The 23,775-nt window shown below is 37.7% G+C and carries 24 protein-coding genes and 1 riboswitch; of the genes, 12 read left to right on the top strand and 12 right to left on the bottom strand.

The window, feature by feature from the left end; genetic code table 11:
• Positions 1 to 105: 105 nt before the first annotated feature.
• Positions 106 to 903, top strand: a complete 798-nt coding sequence (locus tag NQZ71_RS15965; protein WP_260054187.1) for an ABC transporter ATP-binding protein — start codon at positions 106 to 108, stop codon at positions 901 to 903.
• A 59-nt stretch (positions 904 to 962) separates the two neighbouring features.
• Here the strand turns inward: NQZ71_RS15965 and NQZ71_RS15960 are convergent, their stop codons facing one another.
• Entirely contained in the window at positions 963 to 1,268 is a 306-nt protein-coding gene (locus NQZ71_RS15960) for a hypothetical protein (protein WP_260054188.1), read from the bottom strand.
• Between the two features lie 276 nt (positions 1,269 to 1,544).
• Here NQZ71_RS15960 and NQZ71_RS15955 point away from each other — a divergent pair, with 276 nt between their 5' ends.
• Complete coding sequence (locus NQZ71_RS15955) at positions 1,545 to 2,057, top strand: NfeD family membrane protein (RefSeq protein ID WP_144452265.1); 513 nt, start codon at positions 1,545 to 1,547, stop codon at positions 2,055 to 2,057.
• A 45-nt stretch (positions 2,058 to 2,102) separates the two neighbouring features.
• A complete protein-coding gene (locus NQZ71_RS15950) occupies positions 2,103 to 3,599 on the top strand; it encodes a flotillin lipid rafts scaffold protein FloT (protein WP_144452266.1) in 1,497 nt (498 codons plus the stop codon).
• Between the two features lie 220 nt (positions 3,600 to 3,819).
• Here the strand turns inward: NQZ71_RS15950 and NQZ71_RS15945 are convergent, their stop codons facing one another.
• Genes NQZ71_RS15945 through proV form a run of 3 tightly spaced genes read right to left on the bottom strand, consistent with a single transcriptional unit; the run spans position 3,820 to position 6,786 of the window.
• Entirely contained in the window at positions 3,820 to 4,698 is an 879-nt protein-coding gene (locus NQZ71_RS15945; RefSeq protein WP_144452267.1) for a glycine betaine ABC transporter substrate-binding protein, read from the bottom strand.
• A gap of 4 nt (positions 4,699 to 4,702) precedes the next feature.
• On the bottom strand, positions 4,703 to 5,548 hold the full coding sequence (locus NQZ71_RS15940) for an ABC transporter permease (protein WP_144452268.1): 846 nt from the start codon (positions 5,546 to 5,548) through the stop codon (positions 4,703 to 4,705).
• On the bottom strand, positions 5,548 to 6,786 hold the full coding sequence (proV, locus tag NQZ71_RS15935) for a glycine betaine/L-proline ABC transporter ATP-binding protein ProV (RefSeq protein WP_144452269.1): 1,239 nt from the start codon (positions 6,784 to 6,786) through the stop codon (positions 5,548 to 5,550). Before proV ends, NQZ71_RS15940 begins: the two co-directional genes overlap by 1 nt.
• Before the next feature lie 349 nt (positions 6,787 to 7,135).
• Between proV and NQZ71_RS15930 the strand changes: the two genes are divergently transcribed.
• The 4 genes from NQZ71_RS15930 to NQZ71_RS15915 all read left to right on the top strand — a co-directional run bounded on the left by NQZ71_RS15930 (position 7,136) and on the right by NQZ71_RS15915 (position 12,113).
• A complete protein-coding gene (locus NQZ71_RS15930; protein ID WP_317010968.1) occupies positions 7,136 to 7,675 on the top strand; it encodes a GbsR/MarR family transcriptional regulator in 540 nt (179 codons plus the stop codon).
• A gap of 248 nt (positions 7,676 to 7,923) precedes the next feature.
• Positions 7,924 to 8,022, top strand: a complete 99-nt coding sequence (locus NQZ71_RS15925) for a YjcZ family sporulation protein (RefSeq protein WP_127735120.1) — start codon at positions 7,924 to 7,926, stop codon at positions 8,020 to 8,022.
• A 37-nt stretch (positions 8,023 to 8,059) separates the two neighbouring features.
• The gene (locus NQZ71_RS15920) at positions 8,060 to 8,194 is read left to right on the top strand and encodes a YjcZ family sporulation protein (RefSeq protein WP_127735117.1); all 135 of its coding nucleotides are present in this window, start codon (positions 8,060 to 8,062) and stop codon (positions 8,192 to 8,194) included.
• A gap of 370 nt (positions 8,195 to 8,564) precedes the next feature.
• Positions 8,565 to 12,113 (top strand): CheR family methyltransferase, encoded by a 3,549-nt coding sequence (locus NQZ71_RS15915; RefSeq protein ID WP_317010967.1) that lies wholly within the window; start codon positions 8,565 to 8,567, stop codon positions 12,111 to 12,113.
• A gap of 17 nt (positions 12,114 to 12,130) precedes the next feature.
• Here NQZ71_RS15915 and NQZ71_RS15910 read toward each other — a convergent pair whose 3' ends face one another.
• Positions 12,131 to 12,733: a hypothetical protein gene (locus NQZ71_RS15910; protein WP_317010966.1), complete on the bottom strand. Its 603-nt coding sequence runs from the start codon at positions 12,731 to 12,733 to the stop codon at positions 12,131 to 12,133.
• Complete coding sequence (locus tag NQZ71_RS15905; protein WP_317010965.1) at positions 12,733 to 13,410, bottom strand: cobalamin B12-binding domain-containing protein; 678 nt, start codon at positions 13,408 to 13,410, stop codon at positions 12,733 to 12,735. Before NQZ71_RS15905 ends, NQZ71_RS15910 begins: the two co-directional genes overlap by 1 nt.
• A 142-nt stretch (positions 13,411 to 13,552) precedes the next feature.
• Here NQZ71_RS15905 and NQZ71_RS15900 point away from each other — a divergent pair, with 142 nt between their 5' ends.
• Complete coding sequence (locus NQZ71_RS15900) at positions 13,553 to 13,915, top strand: hypothetical protein (protein ID WP_317010964.1); 363 nt, start codon at positions 13,553 to 13,555, stop codon at positions 13,913 to 13,915.
• Between the two features lie 40 nt (positions 13,916 to 13,955).
• Here NQZ71_RS15900 and NQZ71_RS15895 read toward each other — a convergent pair whose 3' ends face one another.
• The 6 genes from NQZ71_RS15895 to NQZ71_RS15870 form a co-directional block, all read right to left on the bottom strand.
• Positions 13,956 to 14,723, bottom strand: a complete 768-nt coding sequence (locus tag NQZ71_RS15895; protein ID WP_317010963.1) for a TatD family hydrolase — start codon at positions 14,721 to 14,723, stop codon at positions 13,956 to 13,958.
• Complete coding sequence (locus NQZ71_RS15890; RefSeq protein WP_260054193.1) at positions 14,720 to 15,469, bottom strand: ABC transporter ATP-binding protein; 750 nt, start codon at positions 15,467 to 15,469, stop codon at positions 14,720 to 14,722. The genes NQZ71_RS15895 and NQZ71_RS15890 overlap by 4 nt, the downstream gene beginning before the upstream one ends.
• Positions 15,470 to 16,228: an ABC transporter permease gene (locus NQZ71_RS15885; RefSeq protein WP_144452275.1), complete on the bottom strand. Its 759-nt coding sequence runs from the start codon at positions 16,226 to 16,228 to the stop codon at positions 15,470 to 15,472.
• Positions 16,228 to 16,518 (bottom strand): thiamine-binding protein, encoded by a 291-nt coding sequence (locus NQZ71_RS15880; RefSeq protein ID WP_127735096.1) that lies wholly within the window; start codon positions 16,516 to 16,518, stop codon positions 16,228 to 16,230. The genes NQZ71_RS15885 and NQZ71_RS15880 overlap by 1 nt, the downstream gene beginning before the upstream one ends.
• Positions 16,518 to 17,519 (bottom strand): ABC transporter substrate-binding protein, encoded by a 1,002-nt coding sequence (locus NQZ71_RS15875; RefSeq protein ID WP_144452277.1) that lies wholly within the window; start codon positions 17,517 to 17,519, stop codon positions 16,518 to 16,520. The genes NQZ71_RS15880 and NQZ71_RS15875 overlap by 1 nt, the downstream gene beginning before the upstream one ends.
• 158 nt (positions 17,520 to 17,677) lie before the next feature.
• Positions 17,678 to 17,786: riboswitch (TPP riboswitch) on the bottom strand.
• Positions 17,787 to 17,858: 72 nt separating this feature from the next.
• Positions 17,859 to 18,263 carry a YkvA family protein gene (locus tag NQZ71_RS15870; RefSeq protein ID WP_317010961.1) on the bottom strand — a complete coding sequence of 135 codons (405 nt, stop codon included), beginning with the start codon at positions 18,261 to 18,263 and terminating at the stop codon, positions 17,859 to 17,861.
• A gap of 198 nt (positions 18,264 to 18,461) precedes the next feature.
• On the opposite strand from NQZ71_RS15870, the gene NQZ71_RS15865 reads away from it, so the two are divergent.
• The 4 genes from NQZ71_RS15865 to NQZ71_RS15850 all read left to right on the top strand — a co-directional run bounded on the left by NQZ71_RS15865 (position 18,462) and on the right by NQZ71_RS15850 (position 23,766).
• On the top strand, positions 18,462 to 19,184 hold the full coding sequence (locus NQZ71_RS15865; protein WP_317010960.1) for an NAD-dependent protein deacylase: 723 nt from the start codon (positions 18,462 to 18,464) through the stop codon (positions 19,182 to 19,184).
• Between the two features lie 129 nt (positions 19,185 to 19,313).
• A complete protein-coding gene (locus NQZ71_RS15860; protein ID WP_144452280.1) occupies positions 19,314 to 20,897 on the top strand; it encodes a peptide chain release factor 3 in 1,584 nt (527 codons plus the stop codon).
• Positions 20,898 to 21,438: 541 nt separating this feature from the next.
• A complete protein-coding gene (locus NQZ71_RS15855) occupies positions 21,439 to 22,512 on the top strand; it encodes an amino acid ABC transporter substrate-binding protein (protein WP_144452281.1) in 1,074 nt (357 codons plus the stop codon).
• Between the two features lie 84 nt (positions 22,513 to 22,596).
• Positions 22,597 to 23,766 (top strand): amino acid ABC transporter permease, encoded by a 1,170-nt coding sequence (locus NQZ71_RS15850; protein ID WP_317010959.1) that lies wholly within the window; start codon positions 22,597 to 22,599, stop codon positions 23,764 to 23,766.
• The last annotated feature ends 9 nt before the right edge of the window (positions 23,767 to 23,775 follow it).

Raw genomic sequence — 23,775 nt, 5'->3', positions numbered from 1 at the left:
AATACATAAAAACCCCCTTATATAAAAGGGGGTTTTTAATTTTAAATATTTCATTATCTAAATATTCGGAGTTTCCTGTAAAATGGATAGGGGAGGGAAAAGCGAATGGTTGTTAAGGCAAAGGGGATTGGACTGAAAAGAAACGGTAAATGGATTTTAAAGGAAATTGATTGGGAGATTAATAAGGGCGAGCATTGGGTTTTATATGGCTTGAACGGAGCAGGAAAAACCGCATTGCTTAATATGATTTGTGCCTATTATCATCCAACAGTAGGAAAAATGACCGTACTTGACAAGGAATTTGGCAAGGCGGAGCTTGGTGCATCGTTAAGGAAAAAAATTGGCCTAGTTTCAAGCAGGCTTCAGCAAAATCTCTATGTAGCAGACAGCGCGTATGAAATTATTTTGAGCGGTGCGTTTGCAAGCATTGGTTTATATGAAACACCGACAGATGCAATGAGGGAAAAAGCGATCAATCTAATGAAGCAGCTTGGCTGTTATTCCTATGCAGACAGACAATACTCCAGCTTGTCACAAGGAGAAAAACAGCGGGTATTAATAGCGAGAGCTTTAATGCTCAATCCAGAGCTTGTTATACTTGATGAACCGGCAACAGGACTTGACTTTTTAGCTAGAGAGCAATTGCTTGAGACCATTCAGCAGCTGGCCCAAATGGAGAATTGTCCAACCATTATTTATGTGACACATCATATGGAGGAAATCCTTCCAGTATTTTCGTCTGCGTTGTTGTTAAGAGATGGAGAGGTTTTTGCCAAGGGAAAAACAGAAGATATATTGACAAGCCATTGTTTAACAGAATATTTCTCGTTCCCGGTAGAGGTAATTTGGAGCAATGGACGACCGCTTTTAGCTAAACAAACTCAACAAGGAACATTAAGTTAAGCAGAAAAAAAAGAAGGCTGGTCCATACTTGGGGACCAGCTTATTTCCAGTAGGTAGAGCTAATCCCAATCCTCATAAACAATCACACCGCCAGTGAGGTCAAGCGTATTTCTGTCTCCTTTATATAAGAGCTTTCCGTTTTCTTCGACAATAAGATTTTCATAAGTAAAAACTTTTTTGCCAGTTGGAAGTGTAATGACTACTTTGTCTCCTAAATTTTGATCATTTGGCTTATCAGCAAAGAAATACTCTGTGAAGAAATAGCCGCCAATAAAAAGAAGAAGTAAGGCACAGCAGCAAATAAAGTATACTGGTTTTTTCCCCTTCTTATGATCCTGGTTTGCATGTTTTTCTGATCGACTCATCTTATCCTCCATACTTGCGTTCTTCAAAAGTTACATCTTGGAAATATTAAATAACCGCTTATTAGTAAAATATGAGAATTTTTTCAAAAAGATGATTAATAATCAATAAAATATTAAATTAGTAAACAACAATAATTATAATTATGAAAAAAATGATAAATAATGAAACTATCCTGCTGGACTTTCGTATATAAACTAACAAATCTAATATAGGCAGGTGATTAACTGAAGGACTCAATACATGCAAGCAAATTTTATAGAAAGTGAATGATGCTTATGGAATTATTCGGATTTTCCTTGCCGTCCATTTATCTTGCACTTTTAGTAATTTCAGGCATACTCATTCTATTCTCCATCTTTTTTTCCGATATTTTGCATACGGATATCGGCATCCTTAATCCTACAGTACTGCTTTCCTTTTTAACGATATTGTCTGCATGCGGATATTTATTAGAACGCTATAGTGGCTTGAACAGCATTGTAATTATTGTTGTATCGGCATTGGCGGCCTTTATTGCAGCTTTAAGCTTCCATTTTTTTGTATTAATACCATTATCTTCTGCAGAAGAATCACTGGTCTATAATGAGGAATCGTTAAAGGGGAGAGTTGGGAAGGTCATTACAGCAATTCCAATGGATGGATATGGTGAAATAATCATTGAGAGTACAAGTGGGAACATATCAAAAACAGCAGCAAGCTTCTACAATGAAGCAATCGAGAATGGAATAGAAACAATTGTAATAGAAGTAAAGGACAGCATTGCATACGTAGTACCGTATGAAGGCTAATAAGAAATCATTAAGAATGAAAGACAAGAAGGAGGAACTATAATCATGTTTGGAATCGGATTAGAAATTTGGATTATTATAGGAATTGTACTTATTTTGTTCATTGCATTAGTTGGTATCTTTATCTCAAAATATAAAACGGCTGGTCCAGATGAGGCATTAATTGTAACTGGCAGCTATCTTGGTTCTAGAAATGTTCATGTAGATGAATCAGGTAATAAAATCAAAATCATCCGTGGTGGAGGTACATTCATCCTGCCGGTATTCCAGCAATCAGAGCCATTAAGCTTGCTGTCAAGTAAGCTTGATGTGTCTACACCTGAGGTTTATACAGAACAAGGTGTGCCTGTTATGGCAGATGGTACAGCCATCATTAAAATCGGCGGATCCATTGGTGAAATCGCGACAGCTGCAGAACAATTTCTCGGTAAACCTAAGGGAGACCGGGAAAATGAAGCAAGAGAAGTGCTAGAGGGGCATCTTCGCTCCATTCTTGGGAGTATGACAGTCGAAGAAATTTATAAGAACAGAGATAAGTTCTCACAGGAAGTACAGCGTGTCGCTTCACAGGACTTAGCGAAGATGGGCTTAGTCATCGTTTCCTTTACAATAAAGGATGTAAGGGATAAAAACGGTTACTTGGATTCCCTTGGTAAGCCAAGAATTGCCCAAGTAAAAAGAGACGCCGATATTGCAACCGCTGAAGCAGATAAAGAAACAAGAATAAAAAGGGCTGAAGCAGATAAGGATGCAAAAAAGGCAGAGCTTGAGCGCGCAACTGAAATAGCGGAAGCGGAAAAGGAAAATCAAATGAAAATGGCTGATTTTAGACGAGATCAGGATATCGCAAAAGCTCGTGCCGACCAGGCTTATGACTTAGAAACAGCGCGATCTAAACAAGATGTAACAGAGCAGGAAATGCAGATCCGTATCATTGAAAGACAAAAGCAGATTGAACTGGAAGAAAAAGAGATCTTAAGAAGAGAGAAGCAATATGACTCTGAAGTGAAAAAGAAAGCCGATGCAGATCGTTATGCGGTTGAACAGTCAGCAGAAGCAAACAAACGCAGACAGATGGCCGAAGCTGATGCAAATCAATACCGTATTGAATCCCAAGCAAAGGCAGAAGCAGAAAAGGTCCGTGTCGATGGATTAGCGAAAGCGGAAGCAGAAAAGGCAAAAGGGGAAACAGAAGCAGAAATTATTCGCTTGAAAGGTTTAGCAGAAGCAGAGGCGAAGCGGAAAATTGCAGAGGCTTACGATATGTATGGTCAGGCTGCTATTTTGGATATGGTGTTGGAGATGCTTCCTGAATATGCTAAACAAATTGCCAGCCCGCTTGGTAATATTGATAAAATTACGGTTGTGGATACAGGTGGTAATGGCAGCTCTGGTGCTAACAAAGTATCAGGATATGCGACAGACTTAATGGCAACGATGCAGGAATCTCTAAAAGCATCTGCTGGTATTGACGTGAAGGAGCTTCTTGAAAATCTGTCTGGAAAGAACAGAGAGGTAATCCACACAGAAGCTGACGAATAATAGGGAGTCAAAAGCAAACCCAAGCTATTTATCGAGATACACTCGCGTAATAGCTTGGGTTCTTTATTAGCTGATTTTGCTGTAGGTTGGTACATTATCAAGATTATTGTAGTGTGTAGAGGCGCAAAACTTCTTTAATGTCATTGCTGTTTAACTTTATTGTCTAATTTATAAAGACAAGATGAAAGGGTATCCCTATCTGGGATACCCTTCATTTGTATTACTGTTCTTTTAAGTCTTCAATGGAATCGATATCCATGTACTTAGGAACAACAATACCAAGCTTAGTTCCTTCTAGGTTTGCACCTAGATCTTCAAACTTGCCTGCATATTTAGTTGCATAGTCTTCGTGTGTTATTGGCAGCCAGCCTGCAACATGTGCATCAAGGCTTCCGTCTGCTACTCCAGTCCACATTGGACCTGCTTCTACTTGGCTTAATGTAACGTCATAACCTAAATCAGTCAAAACTTTGCCGATTACATTTGTGCTGGCAATTTCACTATCCCAAGCAACATAGCCTAGTTTAATTTTATCACCATTTACTTTGGAAACGCCTTTAGTCCACTCGCTTACTACATCTGCATTATCCTTTACCCATGCAGCAGCTGCATCTTCTGGTTGTGTACCATCATAAATTTCCATCATCACTTCGCCCATTGCATCCGTATCCCAATGGAAGTTGTCAAGCACTTGATATGCTTCAGGCATATCTTCTTTTAAACCGTTACGTACAATTGTATGAATATTTTCATCTTTACCGAATGAACCTTTAGGATCGTCTAAATATTTCAAGTCATATGCATTAAACATCCAATGCGGAGTCCATCCAGTAATGATGATTGGTTCTTTTTTATCATAAGCTTTTTTTAATGTTGCAGTCATTGCTGCACTTGAGCCTTCAACAATGCTCCAGTCAGACAAGTCATAGTCTTCCTTTGCTTTGGCAGCGGCCTTCATAATTCCAGCACCAGGGTCAATTCCGATAATTTCATGATCCACTTGCTCCCCGATGGAAGCATTCTCGTCTGCTTTTGAACCACATGCAGCAAGTGCAAATACTAAAGCTGCTGCAAATAGCATGGATATAAATTTTTTCATAACTTTAAATTCCCCCTCTTTTTTTTGTACCAAGATTTTGCGTAATTCTATCTAGAATGATTGCAACAACTACAATCGCCAAACCAGCTTCAAAGCCGCGTCCGATTTGGATCTGCGTAACTGCTCGGTATACGTCAGCACCTAATCCAGGAGCTCCGACCATTGCAGCAATTACTACCATGGATAATGCAAGCATAATACTTTGGTTAATACCTGCCATAATTGTAGGCATGGCAAGAGGAAGCTGAACCTTCATTAGTCTTTGTGCCGTTGTGCTTCCGAATGACTCGGTCGCTTCCGTAATATCGGCAGGCACCTGTTGGACACCAAGAATCGTTAATCGAATAGTAGGCGGCATAGAGAAAATTACAGAAGCTACTACACCAGGAACGACTCCTATATTAAAGAAGAAGATTGCAGGTATTAAATATACGAATGCAGGCATTGTCTGCATAAAGTCTAATACAGGAACAACGATTTGTTTTACGGTATTTTTTTGAGATGCCCATATTCCTAGTGGGACTCCTATAATAATCGAGATAATAACAGCTGATAATACAAGTGCTAAAGTATCAAGCATTGGATCCCAATAACCAAGATTATCTACAAGGAATAAACCTACTAAAGTAAATAAAGCAATTTTTTTATTCGCCAGCTTCCAAGCAATCAATGTTAATAAAATAATAAAGATATAGGAAGGAATAAAAGCAAATACTGCTACTAATGAATCTACTACAACTTCAAGACCTTCACTGATGCCGTCAAATGCTACTTCAAATGTGGAAGTCAGCCAGTCAACAAAAGTGTCAATCCAATCTGCAACCGGAAGTTTTGGAAGTAAGTTTTCCATTAGTTCACCACCTCCGTTTTTTGTGTTTCGATAATGTCTGTTTGGCTGTTAATATTTTCGTTGTTGCCTGCAAGTGCACCAATTACTGCACCTCTGACAAGCATGCCTTTCAGACGATGCTCTCCGTCAACTACTGCAACAGGAATACTTGCTGTCGATACTTTGTCAAAAAGGTCAACAAGCAGTGTATCACCGCTTACTGTCAGTGTTTCATCGAGGATATCATGCAGTGGCTTATTGTTTTCAACTGCATTTCTTGCTGCATCTGCTGTTACTGCTCCAAGCAGATTTCTTTTCTTGTTTACTACATAAATACTTGAAATTCCAAGGTCTCTCATCATTTGGAGGGCAACACGTGGGCCTCTGTCTACATTTACAGCTTCTGCACGTTTCATGACATGATTTGCTGTAAGCACTTTTGAAAGGTCAACGTCTTCTACAAAGCGCTCAACATAGTCATTAGAAGGATTCATCAGGATTTCCTCTGGTGTACCGACTTGAACAATCGTACCATCCTTCATCAATGCAATTCGGTCACCAATTCTTAATGCCTCATCTAAATCATGTGTAATAAAGATGATTGTTTTTTCCATGGTTGACTGTAAATCCAGGAGCTCATCCTGCATATCTTTACGAATTAAAGGGTCAAGTGCACTGAATGCTTCATCCATTAACAATACGTCTGGATTATTTGCTAGTGCTCTTGCAAGTCCAACACGCTGCTGCATACCACCGCTCAATTGATCAGGATATTGGCTTTCATAGCCTTCTAATCCTACTAGTTTAAGAGATTCTAAAGCACGTTGTTTTCTTGATGCTTTATCAATGCCTTGTATCTCCAAACCGAATTCTGTGTTTTCCAAGATTGTACGATGAGGAAGGAGAGCGAATTTTTGGAACACCATGCTAATTTTTTCTCTTCTAACCTTACGCAATTCATCCTTCGACATTTTGACAATGTCCTTGCCATCAATATAGATTTTTCCAAGTGTTGGATCAATAAGTCTATTCAGCATACGAACGAGTGTTGATTTTCCGCTTCCGGATAATCCCATAATGACAAATATTTCGCCTGCTTTGATTTCAAAACTTGCTTTATTAACCCCGACAGTTGAACCTGTCTTCTTTAAAATTTCGCCTTTAGATTCACCCTTTTGTAGAAGGGAAATGGCTTTTTTACTGTTTTTTCCGAAGATTTTTGTCACATCTTCAATTTTTACTTTTACGTTGTTTTCCATTCTTTCACCTCGTTTTTCGGGAACCGTTCATTATGGCACTCCATAAGTATAGTATTTTTTCACTAATTACCGCAAAGCTTATATTCAGTCAAATTCATCCATTCTGTACGTACAGAAAAAACTGTACGTACTGTAATGTATGTTTGCTTAAAAATCCTCTTAAATACTGCCAAATGCTATTAAGTTTGATTCTTTACAAATTTTCCAATCGTGATAATCTATAAAGGAATAATATTATAAAAAGCCAACATAGATGCATTAAAGTGGAGATTGGGAATAATGATAATAAACATCAAAATCTCCGTTTTACTTCTATATAATGAATGATTAAATTGGATGTGAATATAGCATGGAAGGTAAAGAACAGCTGGAAAGGGCAAGGGAAAGAGTAATAGATGTTGTTGCACAGAATATGGACTTGTATGGTGTGACAGATTCAATTGGGCGCTTATATGGGATGCTGATGTTCCAGGAAAATCCTATGACACTCGATGAAATGAAGGAAGAGCTTGGGATGAGCAAAACGAGTATGAGCACCTCTGTCAGAATTTTATTGGAATTGAAGATGGTCGATAAAGTTTGGAAAAAAGGGGTAAGAAAGGATTTATACAAAGCTGAAAGCGACTGGTACCAGAATTTTATTGACTTTTTTGCGATAAAGTGGAGATCTGCTATATCTGAAAATGTTTTGGAAATGAAAAAGTCACTTGTAGAATTAAACAGCCTTGTTAATCGGGATGATGTTGAGGAAGAGCTTAAAGAATTGGCAAATAGTGATATTAATAAATTAAAAAATGCTCTTGATTACTATGATTGGCTTAACAGATTTGTAGACAGCCTTGAATCAAAGGAAATCTTCGAGCTTATACCTTTGAAAAAAACAGAATAACAAAACAAAAGGGTTCTCTTTTCTATAAAGAGGCCTTTTTTTTGTTGATTGAATACATTGAACAATGCGTGAAAGCTTTTCACCACTCCAATCAACGAATATTATCCTGCTTCCCTTTTCTAATAAATAAGTTTGTTTTTTGAATTCTGCTTGTACTAGTCAAAAACCTAAAAAATGTGCATTTAACTATCGCACATTATGGGTTATTTGAATAGGATATATAGAATTTAAAAAAGGAGGAGTTAATTATGGGTGAAGTTGGATACGGCGGAGGTTTCGCTTTATTAGTAGTATTGTTCATCTTATTAGTTATCATTGGTGCTTCTTGGGGCTACGGCGGTTACTAAGAGATAAAAACTAAATATATAGAAGGAGGAACACTATATGTACGGATATGGTGGTTGTGGTTATCCTAGTTATGGTTATTCTTGCGGAACTGGTTACGGCGGAGGTTTTGCTTTAATCGTAGTTTTATTCATTCTTTTGATTATTGTTGGTGCAGCTTGCTTCAAATGGTAAGCTAAAATAGAAAAAGCCTGATTCTTCCTATGGAATCAGGCTTTTTTTGACTTTACGAAAAAAATTAAAAAAAAGAGAAAAAACTAACAAAAAGATGTTTAACCGTTAAAAAACACGGGTAAAGAATACTAAAAAAGTTTTTTTATGAATTTAGAGGGGGAAAAAGAGTGTTGGTGAACATTATAAAATATTAGTAGAAAAAATGAAAAAATACTATAAATATATAGCAAATAACCTATTTTCATTTGCCTCTATAGATTACAATAAGATTAGGGTGGAGACATTTTTATACATAATAGGGATATAACTTACTAATTAACTTACATATTAAAATACATACATATACTCTATAAAAGAATCGGGGGAAATTATGACTGAAAACATCTCTACCCATTCATCTGAGCAAACTGAACTGATGAATGACTTTTATGTCGTCGGAATTGGTGCATCAGCTGGTGGATTGGAAGCAATTGAGCAATTTTTCGCAAACATGCCTTCTAATACTGGTATGGTGTTTGTCATTGTACAGCATCTTTCATCAAAGTATAAGAGCTTTATGCCTGAATTGCTTGCCAAAAAAACAAATATGAATATTTTGCGGGCGGCAAAGGGAATGCATTTGGTCCCAAACACAATTTATTTAAATCCTCCTAATCAATTTTTGACGATTACAGAAGGTGTATTCCAGTTAGAAGAGTATGAGAAGGACAAGCATTATAACTTTCCAATCGATACATTCCTTAAATCTTTAGCACAGGATAAAAAACATAAGGCAATCAGCATTATATTTTCCGGTAATGGAACAGATGGGACAGAAGGAGTTCGCATTATTAAAGAAAATGGTGGAATTGTATTCGTTCAAGAGGAGGATACAGCTAAATTCCATAATATGCCTAAAAGTGTTATTGCTTCTGGTGTTGCTGATTATATCGAGGCGCCTTCTGACATCCCGATTATTATGCAGACGATAACAGACCCATCAAGTTTGAAATATAGTGATGAGTCACTTAAGCATATTTTTAATATTTTGCTGAAAAGAACAGGTATTAACTTTTCCTTCTATAAAAAAAGCAGTGTTCTGCGCAGGATTGAGAGAAGGATGAAGGTAATTAAGGAGCCTATGCTTTCATTAGATGCATATAGGGATTACTTGTTCAAGTTCCCAGAGGAAATTGATTTGTTGCATAAGGACTTACTAATAGGAGTAACCCAATTCTTTCGGGACCCTGAGGCCTTTAAGGAAATTGAGAAGCTGATACCGGATATTGTCAGAAATAAGCTGGAAAATGGCGAAGAAGAGGTTAGGGTGTGGACGGTTGGCTGCTCTACAGGGCAAGAAGCTTACACATTAGCGATTCTACTTGATCAATACATGGAATCATTAGATGAGTCCATTGATTTTCGGATTTTTGCAACTGATGTAGATAAAGATTCTATTAAAATAGCAAGTCAAGGACTATATGAGAGCGAGCTGTTAAGTGAAGTTCCCACATATATGAAAGAAAGATATTTTGAACCGGCTGGGGATAAATATCAAGTGAAAAAATCTATCAGAAAAAAAATTGTGTTTGCTCCTCACAATATCTCTAAAGACTCACCGTTTGTAAACATTGATATGATTAGCTGCCGCAATATGATGATATACTTCCAGCCTGAATTGCAGCAGAAAATTCTATCCCTTTTCCATTTTTCCCTTATTGAAAATGGAATCTTGTTCTTAGGTTCAAGTGAAACAATCGGCAAGCTTTCAGGGCTTTTCGAGCCAATTCACTCAAAGTGGAAAATTTTCAGGAACAAGCAAAATGATAAATGGGATTTAAAGGAGCCTGCTATCCACTCAAAACACAAGGCGAAGGAAATTTCCCATTCAGATGTTCATGCACCAGCAACCTTATTTGATGCAATGCCAGGAAGAAAGGTAGACTTGCTTTATCAAAAGCTTGTTAATGATTTTATCAATCCTTGTATTATTCTTAATGAGCAGAATGAAGTTGTCCTAACATCAAAAAAAGCCAATCGTTTCTTATCTGTTCCAATTGGAGAGACAAATTACAGCATTTTTAAAATGGTGCCAGCACATCTTTCTGTTATTATTGGAACAGGCTTAAAGAAGCTTAAGGAAAATGAAGAGGAAATAACATACAAAAATATCCTGTTGGTTATTGATAAAGAGGAAAAATACTTTGATTTAACTATACGAAGATTTTTGGATAAGGATGCTCTTTCTATCATTTTGTTTCAGGAGGAAGAAGATGATAACAGAAAAGGAGTTCTTAGTACCCCGATATATTTTGACCATGACAGTACGATAAGTGAAAGAGTTGTTGATTTAGAGCAGGAATTGTTTTATACCCAACAAAATCTGCAGACAACAATTGAGGAGTTAGAAACATCCAATGAGGAGCTCCAGTCCACTAATGAGGAATTAATTGCTTCAAATGAAGAGCTGCAATCCACAAATGAAGAGCTTCAGTCTGTTAACGAGGAATTAATAAATGTTAATAACGAGTACGAAAATAAGATTACAGAACTGACTGATTTAACGAATGATTTGGACAATCTGTTGATCAACACTAATATTGGCACAATCTTTTTGGATAAAGGCTTTAAAATCAAGCTGTTTACGCCAGAGGTTCAAAAAATTGTTAATGTGCTTGATATGGATATTGGCCGTCCGCTTTTCCATATCTCTCATAATTTGGAGTACGGGTCACTTCTCGAGGATGCGAGGGAAGTGCTTAAAACGTCTGCAAAGGTTGAAAGAGAAATCCGCAGCTATGATGGCAACTGGTATGGCATGAGGGCAATGCCTTATCGCACGAGTGACAATATAGTTGATGGTGTCGTTATTACTTTTACCGATATAACGGAAATTAAAACCTATAATCAGAAACTTACGCTTACTTCTAGTGTGATTGAGAAAAGTCCAACAAGTATAATCATTACAGATAATGAAGGCAGGATTAATTATACAAATGAACGGTTTAAGCAACAAATCAAGCAGGATTTGGATTGCACAGGACTTCATATACTAGATGTGTATGAGCAATATTTAAATGCAGAAGAATTCCAAAATATCTGGAATACTCTTAAGGAAGGCAAGGATTGGGAAGGAAATATTTTGTACCGACTGGATGATGGCATTGAAAGATGGGAATATGTCAGCTTCCGTGTAATCAAGGACTCAACAGGAAAGCTTGTCAACCTCCTGCGGACATCAGAGGATATAACGGAAAACAAGAAGTCTGAAGCGATGCTAAAAAAATCAGAAATGTTATCTGCTGTTGGTCAGCTTGCAGCAGGAATTGCTCATGAAATTCGTAATCCGCTCACCTCCTTAAAAGGATTTCTGCAGCTGATGATGCAGAGTAATACTTATAATAAGGAATATACAGAGGTTATGTTCTCTGAATTTAACAGGTTAGAGCTTATTATCAGTGAATTTCTAGTATTGGCAAGACCACAAGCAGTTGCATTTAAAGAAATGCAGGTAGAAAGAATATTAGAGGATGTCAACGTTCTTCTTAATACACAGGCAATCTTGAAAAATATCAATCTTCAATTAGAATATGCAGGAAATCTACCGACTGTTTATTGCAATGAAAAAGAGCTGAAGCAGTTGTTCATCAATATGATAAAAAACGCAATGGAAGCGATGGAATCAGAAGGTAGTATTAATATTTCTGCTCATATGGAAACAGGTGGATACCTGCTTGTGAAAGTAATAGACCAAGGTAAGGGAATCCCAAAGGATCAGCTGGAAAAAATGGGAGAGCCATTCTATACAACAAAGGAAAAAGGAACTGGCTTAGGATTAATGATTAGTCAAAAAATCATTGATAACCATAAAGGTACACTGACTTTCTTAAGTGAAGTAGGTGTTGGCACAACAGTTGAGATGAGATTTCCTATTAGTTAATGAAAAAACCCCTTTAATTAAAGGGTTTTTTTCATTTGATCAACTATTGTTTTAATTTCATAGAGCTCGTCATAGAGCATTTCGAGATACTCTCCTTTTCCTCCTTCTATAATGAGTGGAGAAGTAATACCGAGCAGGTCAATAACCGTTGAGGTAGATCTTTTTATTTTATCGAGCTTTTTTCTTGTTTCAATATTATTTAATTTATCAAGGCTTTTCTCATCTCGGGTCATAGTAGTCGACATTGTTTTAATGTCTTGTCCTGACTGCAGATGCAGCAAGGAGTCTCTTAATTGATTCAATTCAAAGGAAATATTGGTATACTGGTGATCGATACAGTGGCACAATACATAAAAAAGCTCATTACTTGAATCGTAAGTATACTGGATGTTAAAGATGGCCAACCCTTTTGGAGATGTTTTCATGTTTACTTCGATGGACTTCGTTCCTTGCATTTCCTTCAAGAAGGTAATGGTTTTATCAAGGCTTTCTTTATCAATAAGCTCAAGAAAATTATCTGCAGAAGCAAACATTTTGTTGCTTGCTTCTGATCTTGCTAGAATGAAATAGCTGCTGTCAATCTGAAAAAATGGTACTGGTATGACGGATAAATCTAACATCAGAAATTATCACTCCTTACAGAATGAATCAAGCTATTTGTGTTATTATATTTTTGTAGCCAAGACTTTAATTCCGATTGTTCAGAGATAAAAATAGTAGAAGGACTGCAGTACTGCTGCAAATCATATTCTTGAATGAGTCTACTTCCAACAATGATTGCAGGTTTTGGAGCGAGTCTCTCAAGCTCTTCGATATACGGACGGAGTGTTGGAATGGAAAAGGACATGGAAAGAGACATGCCAATAACATCAGGCTTCCATTTTCGGGCCATATAAACTGCATGCTCGAGTGGAAGGTTGGGTCCAAGGTTTTTAACTTCCCAGCCATTCTCCTGAAAGGTAGAAGCACACATTTTTAAGCCGATTGTATGATGCTCCCCTTCAAGACAAAATAATAATACCTTCTTTTCCTGGGTATCAGCCTGCTGTATATTCAACATGTAATGAGATAAGATAACTTCACATATACCTGTTGCCAAATGTTCCTCAGCGACACTAATTTCATTTCTCTGCCAAAGTTCTCCTATATATTTCATTGCAGGGGTAATTAATTCGTCGTATATGAAAGCGGTATGATAGCCTTGATAATCTAATTCTTGAATGATTGCCATGCTTTTTTGTATATTGCCTTCTAATAGGGCTAAGGCAAACTCCTTAGCTGAAACGAAGTGAGTCAATTTTCTTTCACGTCCGATCGTTTTAATCTGTTCTAGCGGCTTTTATCAGCGCTGTGGCAATTGTCGTTAAGATATTACATAAATTATACTATAAAAGTAGAGTCAGTTAATAGGAAATGCTAGAAAGGCAGGAGCACTGAGTATGAATTTATGGGAAAAAGAAAAGATTGTTGAAAAGTTATTTGCGAGCTTCTATGAACAGTATCCTGATTTGGAGAGGTTTGGAGAGAATGGAAAGAAACGAACAAAAGAAGATATAAACTACCATTTTCAGTATATGGAAACAGCGTATTCTCTTCAAAATAAAAAGGTTTTCCGTGATTATATTATTTGGCTAAGTGATGTTTTGGAATCTCGTGGAGTCGGAAGACAGCTACTTTACATAAACCTTGAGTGGATTGCCGAAGAGCTTCGGGTGCTGGATGAAACAGAGGAAGTCCGCTTTTTCCTGGAGATATTGACTGAGGGAATGGAGCTCATTAAAAGCAGTAAACAAGAAGAATAACAAAAAACTCCAGTATTTGAGCTGGAGTTTTTTCGTATTGCTATAAAGCGAAGAAGGTTTTTGTATTTACTAAAACTTGCTTATAGCTTTGAGCTGTTGTAATTTCTTTTAATTGTGCTATTTTTTCAATCGATTGATGAATCATTGCTGGCGTTGTTTCCATATTTCGAAATAGTCCTTCAAAGGGCCAAGGGCCATCCGTTTCTGCCATTATGCGATGAAGCGGATAGTTCCTTGCGATTAATTGAATATCGTGTTCGTAATGAATATCTGGTGTAAATGATAAATAGCAACCGTTACTCATCATCCGTTCCAATGTTGAATTGCTGCCTTTAAACCAATGAAACTGGGCGGCCATATAGCTGTGCTTTTCCAACAGGTCTAAGGCAAGAGGAGCTTCCTCATATATACAATGTAAAACGATTGGTTTTTGGAGCTCCTTTGCGAGCAAAATAAATTGCTCGAGTATTTCCAAATATGGCTCTAGCGGATAACTTTTCGGATCCTTGAGCCGCTCATAATGCGGCAGTCCAACCTCTCCGATGGCAATCATTTCCGTTTGGTGGTTTCTAATCCAATCGAATAAGTCTGCAAAATAGCTTTCCCCACGGATTGGTTGCTCAGGATGGAAGCCGAATGCAGTGTGAACGGATGAGAAAGTTCTGCTTAACTGCAAATTACGGATTGAGGAGGCTTTATCCATTGAGACAGTGATAATATGTTCAATTGTATCATCTGATTGCATTTTTCGAATTGCTTTGTCTGTATACTGATCGAGATGGATATGAGCATCAATTATTTTATTCATTTTGCTGTCATTCCTGAAGGCTTAAGCTTATAGTATATGTCTTTTTTCCACTCAAGGAACTCCTCGTTTAGCCAAAGGTCATCTGCTCTAGGTCTTGGGAATGGTACAGTTACTTCCATAAGTGAGTCGTTTGGATTAGAGGGCAGTATATAGATTCGGTCTGATAAATATAGTGCTTCCTCAATATTATGCGTAATGAAAAGGACCGTTCTTTTATCCAAACTCCACAAGGACAGAAGCCATTTTTGCATGTCCAGTCTAGTTAGTTCATCAAGTGCACCGAATGGTTCATCCAAGCAAAGCAGGGGCATTGGACTCATCAACGCCCGCACAAAGGAAACACGCTGCTTCATTCCACCTGATAAATCATCGGGATAGGCGTACGCATAATCAGCTAGTCCTGCTTTTTTGAGCATATCAAGTGCCAGCTGTTTGTCTTTTTTGCCGTTGATTTCTTGGATAAGCAATACATTTTCCAGGACTGTCCTCCAAGGAAATAAAGAAGGTGCTTGTGGCATATAGCTAATATGGCCCTTTTTCCCCGTGATTTCCTTGTTATTCAAGTAGATAGCTCCTTCATCAGGTGTTAGCATTCCGCCGATCAGATGGAAAATGGTGCTTTTTCCGCTTCCAGAGGGTCCTAATATAGAAATAAACTCCCCATCATGAATAGTCATATTCAGTTGTTCTAGCACCCTTTTTGTATCATATGACATACTTACATTTTTCAATTCCAATGTACCCAATTATTTCTCCTCCTTGCTACCACGAATGCACCATTTTTCAAGCAATTTAATGACAATAAAGAAGAGCAGGCTTAGCATCATGATGGCAAATATCGCAACAAAAACACGGTCTGTTCTAAACGAGCGTGAGGCCATTGTCATATAAACCCCGATGCCTTCTTTAGATCCAAGCCATTCTGAGATGACTGCGCCCATAACACTATAAGTGGCAGAAATTTTTAAGCCTGAGAAAATAGAAGGAAGGGCATAAGGCCATTCCAGCTTCCAGAAAACCTGCCGTTTTGTGCTGCCAGACATTTGCATAAAATGCTTAAGCTCAGGTGATGTTTGCCTAAAACCATCCAGACAAGCTACGGTAATCGGAAAAAAGCAAACTAGTGTAATCACAATCAGCTTCGGCAAGATACCAAAGCCAAACCACACAACAAGCAGTGGAGCAAGCACAATTGTCGGGATGTTTTGCGACAAAATCAAAAGCGGATAAACAGACTCTCTAAAGAAAACGATACGATGCAATATAATAGCGATTATCAGCCCGACGGCACTGCCAATTAAAAAACCTGTAACTGACAGCTTTGCAGTTGCGAATGCATGAATAGAAAAGGTATCCCAGCTTAATACTGCTTCATGGAAAATGGCCGACGGAGAAGGCAGGAGCCAGTCTTCAATCTCAAAGTAGCGTACAGCTGCTTCCCATAAACAAAATAAAAGAAGGAGAACCAGAACTGGTCTCCAGGTTTTTGCGATAAATGTATTCATTAACGATATTTCCCCGTTAAATCTTCCATCTCTATTCCCGTAGGCTGATAAAGAACCTTAATTTGAGTGATAACATTGCTGGACCCGATTTCTATCATCTTTTTATTCATTAAGCTGATAACGTGAAACAGTTCTTCCATATCTCCCTCCATTGTTGTCTCCAATGGGTGGACTTCGAATTTAACACCTGATTCTTCAATAATTTTAATTGCTTCATCCACATATGGAATGACATTTTCCCCGTTTTTTGTTTTTGGAATGATTTGTACACTAATCAATGCGTTTGCCATTATTTATCTCCTCCATCAGGTAAGAATTCATTTGTAAATGCTTTATCTGCTTCAAGCTTCTTCTCAAGAAGGTTGTTGTCATACATCCAGCCGGCATAGTTTTCCCAAACGGACAGCTTTTGCTCTCCCCAGCGAGGTGCATCATCCTGATATTTAGCTGCAAGCCATTCTTGGCTTTTCTTCACAAGCTCTTCATCCAAATCTGGTGCATTTTTTAGGAGGATGGAAGCTGCATCATCTGGATTATCGATTGCGTATTCATAACCTTGTGATGCTGCTTTCAAGAAGGATTTAACAGTTTCAGGCTTGTCTGCAATCATTTTTTCATTTGTAGATAGAACAGGTGTGTAGTAATCAAGCTTATCACTGTAATCAGTCAAGTAAATCATGTTAATTTTTTCTCCACGTAATTCAGCTTCTACACCTGTCCAGCCATAATATATCCAGGCGAAATCAATGTTTTGCTTCATTGCCGTGAAATAGTCTGCATCACCGATATTAATAATATCGACATCTTTAATATCTGTTTTTTCTTGCTTCATTAATGAAGAGATAACAGAGGACTCTACTTCTGAACCCCAGCCACCGTATGTTTTGCCAACGAAATCTTTAGGTGATTTAATGTTTTTGTCTACAGGTGAGGCAAACCCTGACGTGTTGTGCTGGATAATTGCCGCAATGGATACAATGGGCACACCTTGGACTCTTGCTTGGGTAATTCCTTCCTGATAGCTTACGCCAAAGTCAGCTTTTCCAGAGGCAACTAACGAATCCGCCCCAGCTTCACCAGGTGTAATGATATCTACATCAAGTCCTTCTTCGTCAAAATATCCTTTTTCCTTTGCTACATACAATCCTGTGTGGTTCGTATTTGCTGTCCAGTCAAGAACGACTGTAATCTTTTGCTTTTTGCCATCGCTTTGTTCCTTGTTTTCTTCCTTAGTATTACTACAGCCTGCGATAAGCAGAACTGCAGCAATCAGCAATAAGATTTTCTTCATAAATACTGCCTCCTGTGTTTAGAAAAAAAGTCTAGGAACCTATGTAGTTTTTTGCTTATGTAGTAGGTGTTGACGGCGGTTTCAACAAGTACCGGCAACGTTTTATAAACGAAAAAAAGTTCAAGTCAAAAGAACCTGAACGCTTTAAATACATATGTATGTAAAGAATGTCCGTTTCCTACGCTGGCATTAACCAGATCAGGTTCAAAGGGTTTTTATCTTACGGATAACTCTCAACCAGCAACACTGGTTCCCCTAGTAATTCTTTTTTTCTTATTTTAATTATCTGCTCCATTATAGCAAAAATATAAGGCTTGTCCTATATTTATCAATTTTTATTCAATTTTGTTTGTAATCTTTCCAGTCCTTATAAGCAATCAGTTCCTGGTTGACGGCTTGCAGGATGTATTTTAAAACAAGTGCATCGTCAACTATACCAATTCCAAAAATAAAGTCAGGGATAATATCTATTGGGGATATAAAGTATAAAATCCCAGCAACAATAAGCACCATGGATTTTTTACTAATACTGCGATATGTGCCATCCTGGTAAGCTCTAACCAAAGAAAACAGCAATTGAAGCTTCTCCCATACTGGGGATAACCCTTTTCTTTTAGATGACGCTTTTGGAATGGCCTTCTTTAACAGTCCAGCTAATCTTGCGGGCTGTTCAACGAGTGAAGCTGCTTTTTTCTCATGCTTTTGATAGCCTTTTTCTATGTCATTCTTCTTTAATATGGCCATTTTGTCAGCTCCTTTTAGTTTTATTTGAAGTGTTTTATCTTAGTCTGCACCACAACTATAATGTTTGCTTATTTAAAGGCAAGCATTCCTTCAACTATTCCCGATAAATAGAAGTAAAAAACGTTTAAGCAATTTCATTATGTAGTGAATGGTTGGTACAATAGGAGGAAATGTAGGATTACAGGAGTGTGATTTGGTATGAAGCTGACAGAAGTAATTCAAAATGCGAAACATCTTGTCGTCTTTACAGGTGCAGGGATGTCGACAGAAAGTGGCTTGCCTGATTTTCGTTCTGCTGATAAAGGTTTATGGACAACAGAGCAAAAGTCTTATCTTTCTAGTACGGATGCTCTTAATAATCATTTAGAGGATTTTATCGTATTTTATAGGGAGAGGGTATTAGGGGTTTCTGAATATAAGCCAAATGAAGGTCATTTAATCTTGGCAGATTGGGAAGCGCGAGGACTGTTAAAAGGAATCATCACCCAAAATGTCGATGGTTTTCACAGTATGGCGGGAAACAAAAAGATAGCAGAGCTTCACGGCACACTGCAAAAGCTTCATTGCCAGCAATGCGGAAAAACGTATTCCAGCAGAGAATATTTGCATGGAATATATAAGTGTAATTGTGGTGGTACATTGCGGCCGTCTATCGTTTTATTTGGAGAAATGCTGCCAAGTGAGGCGTTTTTACTTGCAGAGGATGCTGCCATCCAATCAGATGTGTTTATCGTTTTAGGCTCCTCATTGAATGTTTCACCAGCGAATCAGCTGCCACTGCTCGCAAGTGAAACAGGAAGCAAGCTAATTATCATTAATAAAGAGCGAACAGAGTATGACCATCTCGCTGATTTGGTTCTTCATGAAAGTATTGGAAAAGTGCTTAATGAAATAGATAAGGGGCTATCAGGCAATAGATAATTTTAACTGGTAAAAATTATCTTTCTCTTGGAGCTAAAGGGATAAGGGAAGGGATTGCAAACTTTTGTGTATCAAGCTATTATTAAGAGATGAGCATAAATGAAAGTGCAAAAAAGAGAGGAAAAAATCATGGCTAAAACATTTAAAGATGAGGTATTGTCCCGACGTACCTTTGCGATTATATCCCACCCGGATGCTGGGAAAACGACGCTTACCGAAAAGCTGTTATTATTTGGAGGAGCAATTCGTGATGCTGGAACGGTAAAGGGAAAAAAGACAGGGAAATTTGCTACAAGTGACTGGATGGAAATTGAAAAGCAAAGAGGAATATCTGTAACATCCAGTGTCATGCAGTTTGATTATAACAATGCGAGAGTGAATATTCTCGACACACCAGGACACCAAGACTTCAGTGAAGATACGTATCGTACATTGACTGCTGTTGACAGTGCTGTAATGATAATCGACTCTGCAAAAGGGATTGAGGAGCAGACGCTTAAGCTGTTTAAAGTTTGTCGTATGAGAGGAATTCCGATCTTTACCTTTATTAACAAGCTGGATCGTCAAGGTAAAGCACCCCTTGAGCTTCTTGCCGAGTTAGAGGAAGTAATGGGAATTGAGTCATATCCAATGAACTGGCCGATTGGTATGGGTAAAGAGTTCTTAGGTATTTACGACCGTTATTATAACCGTATTGAGCAATTCCGCGTAGAAGATGGTGAAAAATATATTCCATTGAATGAGGATGGAGAAATTGAAGGAGACCATCCGATTAAAGTGGATTCTCTTTACGATCAGACTCTTGAAGAAATTATGCTGCTGAACGAGGCGGGTAATGAATTTTCTGCGGAAAGAATTAACAACGGCGACTTAACACCAGTGTTCTTTGGAAGTGCGTTAGGCAACTTTGGAGTGCAAACATTCTTGGAAACATATTTAGATTTCGCGCCATCTCCACAGCCAAGAAACTCTAGTGGAGGTAAAATTGACCCACTGTCAGAGGAATTCTCAGGCTTTATCTTTAAGATTCAGGCAAATATGAACCCTGCACATAGGGATAGAATTGCTTTCTTACGTATTTGCTCAGGTAAGTTTGACAGAGGAATGACTGTTAATTTACCAAGAACAGGGAAACAAATAAAGCTGGCACAATCCACGCAATTTATGGCAGATGACAGAAGTACTGTCAATGAAGCTGTCAGCGGTGATATTATCGGGTTATATGACCCTGGATTTTATCAAATTGGTGACACACTTACTGTGAATAAAAACACCTTCCAATATGATAAGCTGCCACAATTTACTCCAGAGCTTTTCGTTCGCGTAACAGCGAAAAACGTTATGAAACAAAAGCATTTCCATAAAGGGATACAGCAGCTAGTTCAAGAAGGTGCGATACAGCTTTATAAAACAGTAAAAACAGAGGATTATCTGCTTGGTGCTGTCGGTCAGCTGCAATTTGAAGTATTTGAACACCGAATGAGAAATGAATATAATGTGGATGTGCTTATGGAGCATGTCGGTTCTAAAATTGCCAGATGGACAGTGGATGAGGAAGTAAATGAAAACTTATCCAGCGGCAGAAGTCTGTTAGTTGAGGACCGTTATGGCAAAAAAGCATTCTTGTTTGAAAATGAGTTTGCCTTACGCTGGTTCCAAGACAAGAATCCAGAAGTTAAACTTTATAACCCAATGGATTCGGAAGAAAACTAACATAAAACAAGCGATTTTATAATCGCTTGTTTTTTTGTGCGTATTTGTGTTAGGTTTATTAACGCGCAAATGGAAGTATCCATCGTTTAGACAATTGTTTATACGATAAATATTGCTTAAACGATATATTGAGATAATGATTGATTAAAAATAAATAAGAAAAGGCGAGGTGAGTTTATAAGAATTAAAGAAAAAGTCAGGTCTACTAACTAATGAATGAAATTGTTTCGATAGACTTAATATAAGCAAATCAAGGAATTTTAATGTATTTATATAATTTATAACTATTTTAATTATTTGTAAAAATTAAAATTTTCAAAAAAATAATTGTAATCGTGGAAGATTTAGGTATAATAAAACCAAGTTGTAATAATTATTAACAGACAAATGTTAGAATACCTGACAATAGGTGTTGGGTAATAACTTAGGTTTGAATATCATTTTAATTTAGGAAAAGTCTAGAATAACACAAAAAAGTATTTTGAATATTCTCTTAAATTAAACTGATATTTTTATAAAAAAATATATAGGGGGAAACAGAATGAAAAAGAATTTATCATTACTTTTTAGCATGCTACTAGTACTTGTATTGGCATTGGCAGGTTGCTCTGGTAATTCAGAGGAGTCAAATACCAGCAGTGGAGAAGAAAGTTCGAAATCGACTAGTATGTTAGAAACGATCATTAAGAGGGGAACGTTGAAGGCTGGGGTAAATGATGCACTTCCTGGGTTTGGCTACATAGGTTCTGATGGAAAGAACACTGGTTTTGATGTTGACTTTGCTAAAGCGATTGCAGCTGGTGTTTTAGGGGATGCAAATAAGGTAGAATTCCGCCCGTTATCTGCAACAGACCGTTTCACAGCAGTTCAATCTAAAGAAGTGGATGTTCTTATCCGCAATACGACTTGGACGACAAACAGAGATGCTGAGGTTGGTTTAAGCTTTGCTCCTGTCACATTCTATGATGGACAGGGAATTATGGTGCCAAAAGACAGTGATATTAAAACATTAGAAGACTTAGAGGGAAAAACAATTGGAGTGGAAACAGGAACAACAACAGAATTAAATCTTGCTGATCAAATGAAAGCAGCTGGAGTAAGCTATACTCCACAAACATTTGATAATGCAGATGCAGTTATCGCAGCGTACGAGTCAGGCTCTATAGATGCATGGACAACAGATAAATCTGGGTTAGTATCACGTCAATCGATGCTTCAAGATCCAGATGCACATGTCATTCTTGATGCGACGCTTTCTAAAGAGCCATTAGCACCAGCAGTGCTTGATAATGATGAAAAATGGAAGGATGCAGTAAGCTGGATTGTATATGCAACTATCCAAGCGGAAGAGTTTGGCATTACATCTGCCAATGTAGATGAATTTTTGGAAAGTGATAATCCTGAAATTCAACGCTTACTCGGTGTTGGCGGCAATAATTTAGGAGAACAGCTTGGCATACCTAATGATTTTGCATACCAAGTAATCAAGCAAGTTGGTAACTATGGAGAAATTTATGATAGAAACCTTGGACCAGATACTGTATTTAAGCTTGAAAGAGGGCAAAACGCATTATATAGTGATGGCGGATTACAATACTCCATACCATTCCGTTAAAAAAGTTTTTATACCATTTAAAGAAGGCCTGCTAATAGTGCTTTTCTAGCAGGCCTATTCTTTTAGCTAAGGGAGGCATACAAGGTGGAGAATAAAAAAGCAGTAACGCCTCTATGGCGGAACAAAAAGATGTTGCCGATATTTATCCAAGCTCTGTTTATTATACTAGTTGGTTTTGTTATTTCTGTAATGGTCCGTAATGTTCAGTCTGGATTGGATCAAATTGGTTTGAAAATAGGGTTAGATTATTTAAATTTAAAGGCATCCTTTCCGATCGCAGAATCACTGATTTCCTATACACCTGATGATCCCTATAAAAGAGCAATTGTCGTAGGCTTATTAAATACACTAAAAGTCTCATTTTTCGGTATCATTATCGCATCAGTGCTTGGGGTTTTTATGGGGATTGCACGCTTGTCCTCAAACTGGCTTATTCGTAAATTGGCTACAGTATATGTAGAGGTATTCCGTAATACACCACTATTGGTACAAATATTCATTTGGAACTTCGCAGTTTTCCTGCCAATGCCCAAGATTGAGGATGCGGCATCAATCGGCTCTTTCTATTTTTCGAACAGAGGCGCAGCTATTCCTTGGTTTACCGTACATGACCATTCATTAACATGGATAGCAGTAATTGTTGTATTAGCTGTTGTCACCATATTTCTTTTCAAAAAGTTAACCTCCATAGCAATTAATGCAGGCAAACATACGTATCCGCTATTGTCTTGCATCGCAGTATTCGCACTTGGTTTTATTCTTTTTTATTTCATTTTAGGCAATGGGCCGTTTGGGATATCAGTACCAGAATTCAATGGCAATGCATTTGAGAGCGGAACATCCTTATCAATTGGTTTCTTGTCGATGCTAGTGGCATTGTCTATCTATACATCAACATATATAGCAGAAATTGTTCGCGCAGGTATCCTAGGAGTGCCAAAAGGACAGACAGAGGCAGCGCAAGCACTGGGCTTTAAAAGTCAAACAGCATTAAGGCTTATCATCTTTCCACAGGCTATCCGAATCATTATTCCTCCGCTAACGAGCCAGTACTTAAACTTAATTAAGAACTCGAGCTTAGCAATGGCTGTAGCCTATCAGGATATAGTCGGAATCGGCAATACGATTATTAATCAGACAGGACATACCTTTGAAACTATTCTTATTATGATTGCTGTGTATTTACTGTTTAGCTTAGGTACATCACTGTTCATGAATTTCTTTAATAAAAAATTCCAGTTGGTTGAAAGGTAGTGAGGCAGA

Source organism: Niallia taxi, from assembly GCF_032818155.1.
GTDB classification, from domain to species: domain Bacteria; phylum Bacillota; class Bacilli; order Bacillales; family Cytobacillaceae; genus Niallia; species Niallia taxi_A.
The sequence above is the reverse complement of the archived record's forward strand: the minus strand, read 5'-3'. Positions and strand labels throughout refer to the sequence as shown.

What these genes read in the sequence shown, in the direction of transcription:
- NQZ71_RS15965 (WP_260054187.1), top strand. Translation starts at nt 106, where the DNA reads ATGGTTGTTAAGGCAAAGGGGATTGGACTGAAAAGAAACGGTAAATGG.
- NQZ71_RS15960 (WP_260054188.1), bottom strand. Translation starts at nt 1,268, where the DNA reads ATGAGTCGATCAGAAAAACATGCAAACCAGGATCATAAGAAGGGGAAA.
- NQZ71_RS15955 (WP_144452265.1), top strand. Translation starts at nt 1,545, where the DNA reads ATGGAATTATTCGGATTTTCCTTGCCGTCCATTTATCTTGCACTTTTA.
- NQZ71_RS15950 (WP_144452266.1), top strand. Translation starts at nt 2,103, where the DNA reads ATGTTTGGAATCGGATTAGAAATTTGGATTATTATAGGAATTGTACTT.
- NQZ71_RS15945 (WP_144452267.1), bottom strand. Translation starts at nt 4,698, where the DNA reads ATGAAAAAATTTATATCCATGCTATTTGCAGCAGCTTTAGTATTTGCA.
- NQZ71_RS15940 (WP_144452268.1), bottom strand. Translation starts at nt 5,548, where the DNA reads ATGGAAAACTTACTTCCAAAACTTCCGGTTGCAGATTGGATTGACACT.
- proV (WP_144452269.1), bottom strand. Translation starts at nt 6,786, where the DNA reads ATGGAAAACAACGTAAAAGTAAAAATTGAAGATGTGACAAAAATCTTC.
- NQZ71_RS15930 (WP_317010968.1), top strand. Translation starts at nt 7,136, where the DNA reads ATGGAAGGTAAAGAACAGCTGGAAAGGGCAAGGGAAAGAGTAATAGAT.
- NQZ71_RS15925 (WP_127735120.1), top strand. Translation starts at nt 7,924, where the DNA reads ATGGGTGAAGTTGGATACGGCGGAGGTTTCGCTTTATTAGTAGTATTG.
- NQZ71_RS15920 (WP_127735117.1), top strand. Translation starts at nt 8,060, where the DNA reads ATGTACGGATATGGTGGTTGTGGTTATCCTAGTTATGGTTATTCTTGC.
- NQZ71_RS15915 (WP_317010967.1), top strand. Translation starts at nt 8,565, where the DNA reads ATGACTGAAAACATCTCTACCCATTCATCTGAGCAAACTGAACTGATG.
- NQZ71_RS15910 (WP_317010966.1), bottom strand. Translation starts at nt 12,733, where the DNA reads ATGTTAGATTTATCCGTCATACCAGTACCATTTTTTCAGATTGACAGC.
- NQZ71_RS15900 (WP_317010964.1), top strand. Translation starts at nt 13,553, where the DNA reads ATGAATTTATGGGAAAAAGAAAAGATTGTTGAAAAGTTATTTGCGAGC.
- NQZ71_RS15895 (WP_317010963.1), bottom strand. Translation starts at nt 14,723, where the DNA reads ATGAATAAAATAATTGATGCTCATATCCATCTCGATCAGTATACAGAC.
- NQZ71_RS15885 (WP_144452275.1), bottom strand. Translation starts at nt 16,228, where the DNA reads ATGAATACATTTATCGCAAAAACCTGGAGACCAGTTCTGGTTCTCCTT.
- NQZ71_RS15880 (WP_127735096.1), bottom strand. Translation starts at nt 16,518, where the DNA reads ATGGCAAACGCATTGATTAGTGTACAAATCATTCCAAAAACAAAAAAC.
- NQZ71_RS15875 (WP_144452277.1), bottom strand. Translation starts at nt 17,519, where the DNA reads ATGAAGAAAATCTTATTGCTGATTGCTGCAGTTCTGCTTATCGCAGGC.
- NQZ71_RS15870 (WP_317010961.1), bottom strand. Translation starts at nt 18,263, where the DNA reads ATGGCCATATTAAAGAAGAATGACATAGAAAAAGGCTATCAAAAGCAT.
- NQZ71_RS15865 (WP_317010960.1), top strand. Translation starts at nt 18,462, where the DNA reads ATGAAGCTGACAGAAGTAATTCAAAATGCGAAACATCTTGTCGTCTTT.
- NQZ71_RS15860 (WP_144452280.1), top strand. Translation starts at nt 19,314, where the DNA reads ATGGCTAAAACATTTAAAGATGAGGTATTGTCCCGACGTACCTTTGCG.
- NQZ71_RS15855 (WP_144452281.1), top strand. Translation starts at nt 21,439, where the DNA reads ATGAAAAAGAATTTATCATTACTTTTTAGCATGCTACTAGTACTTGTA.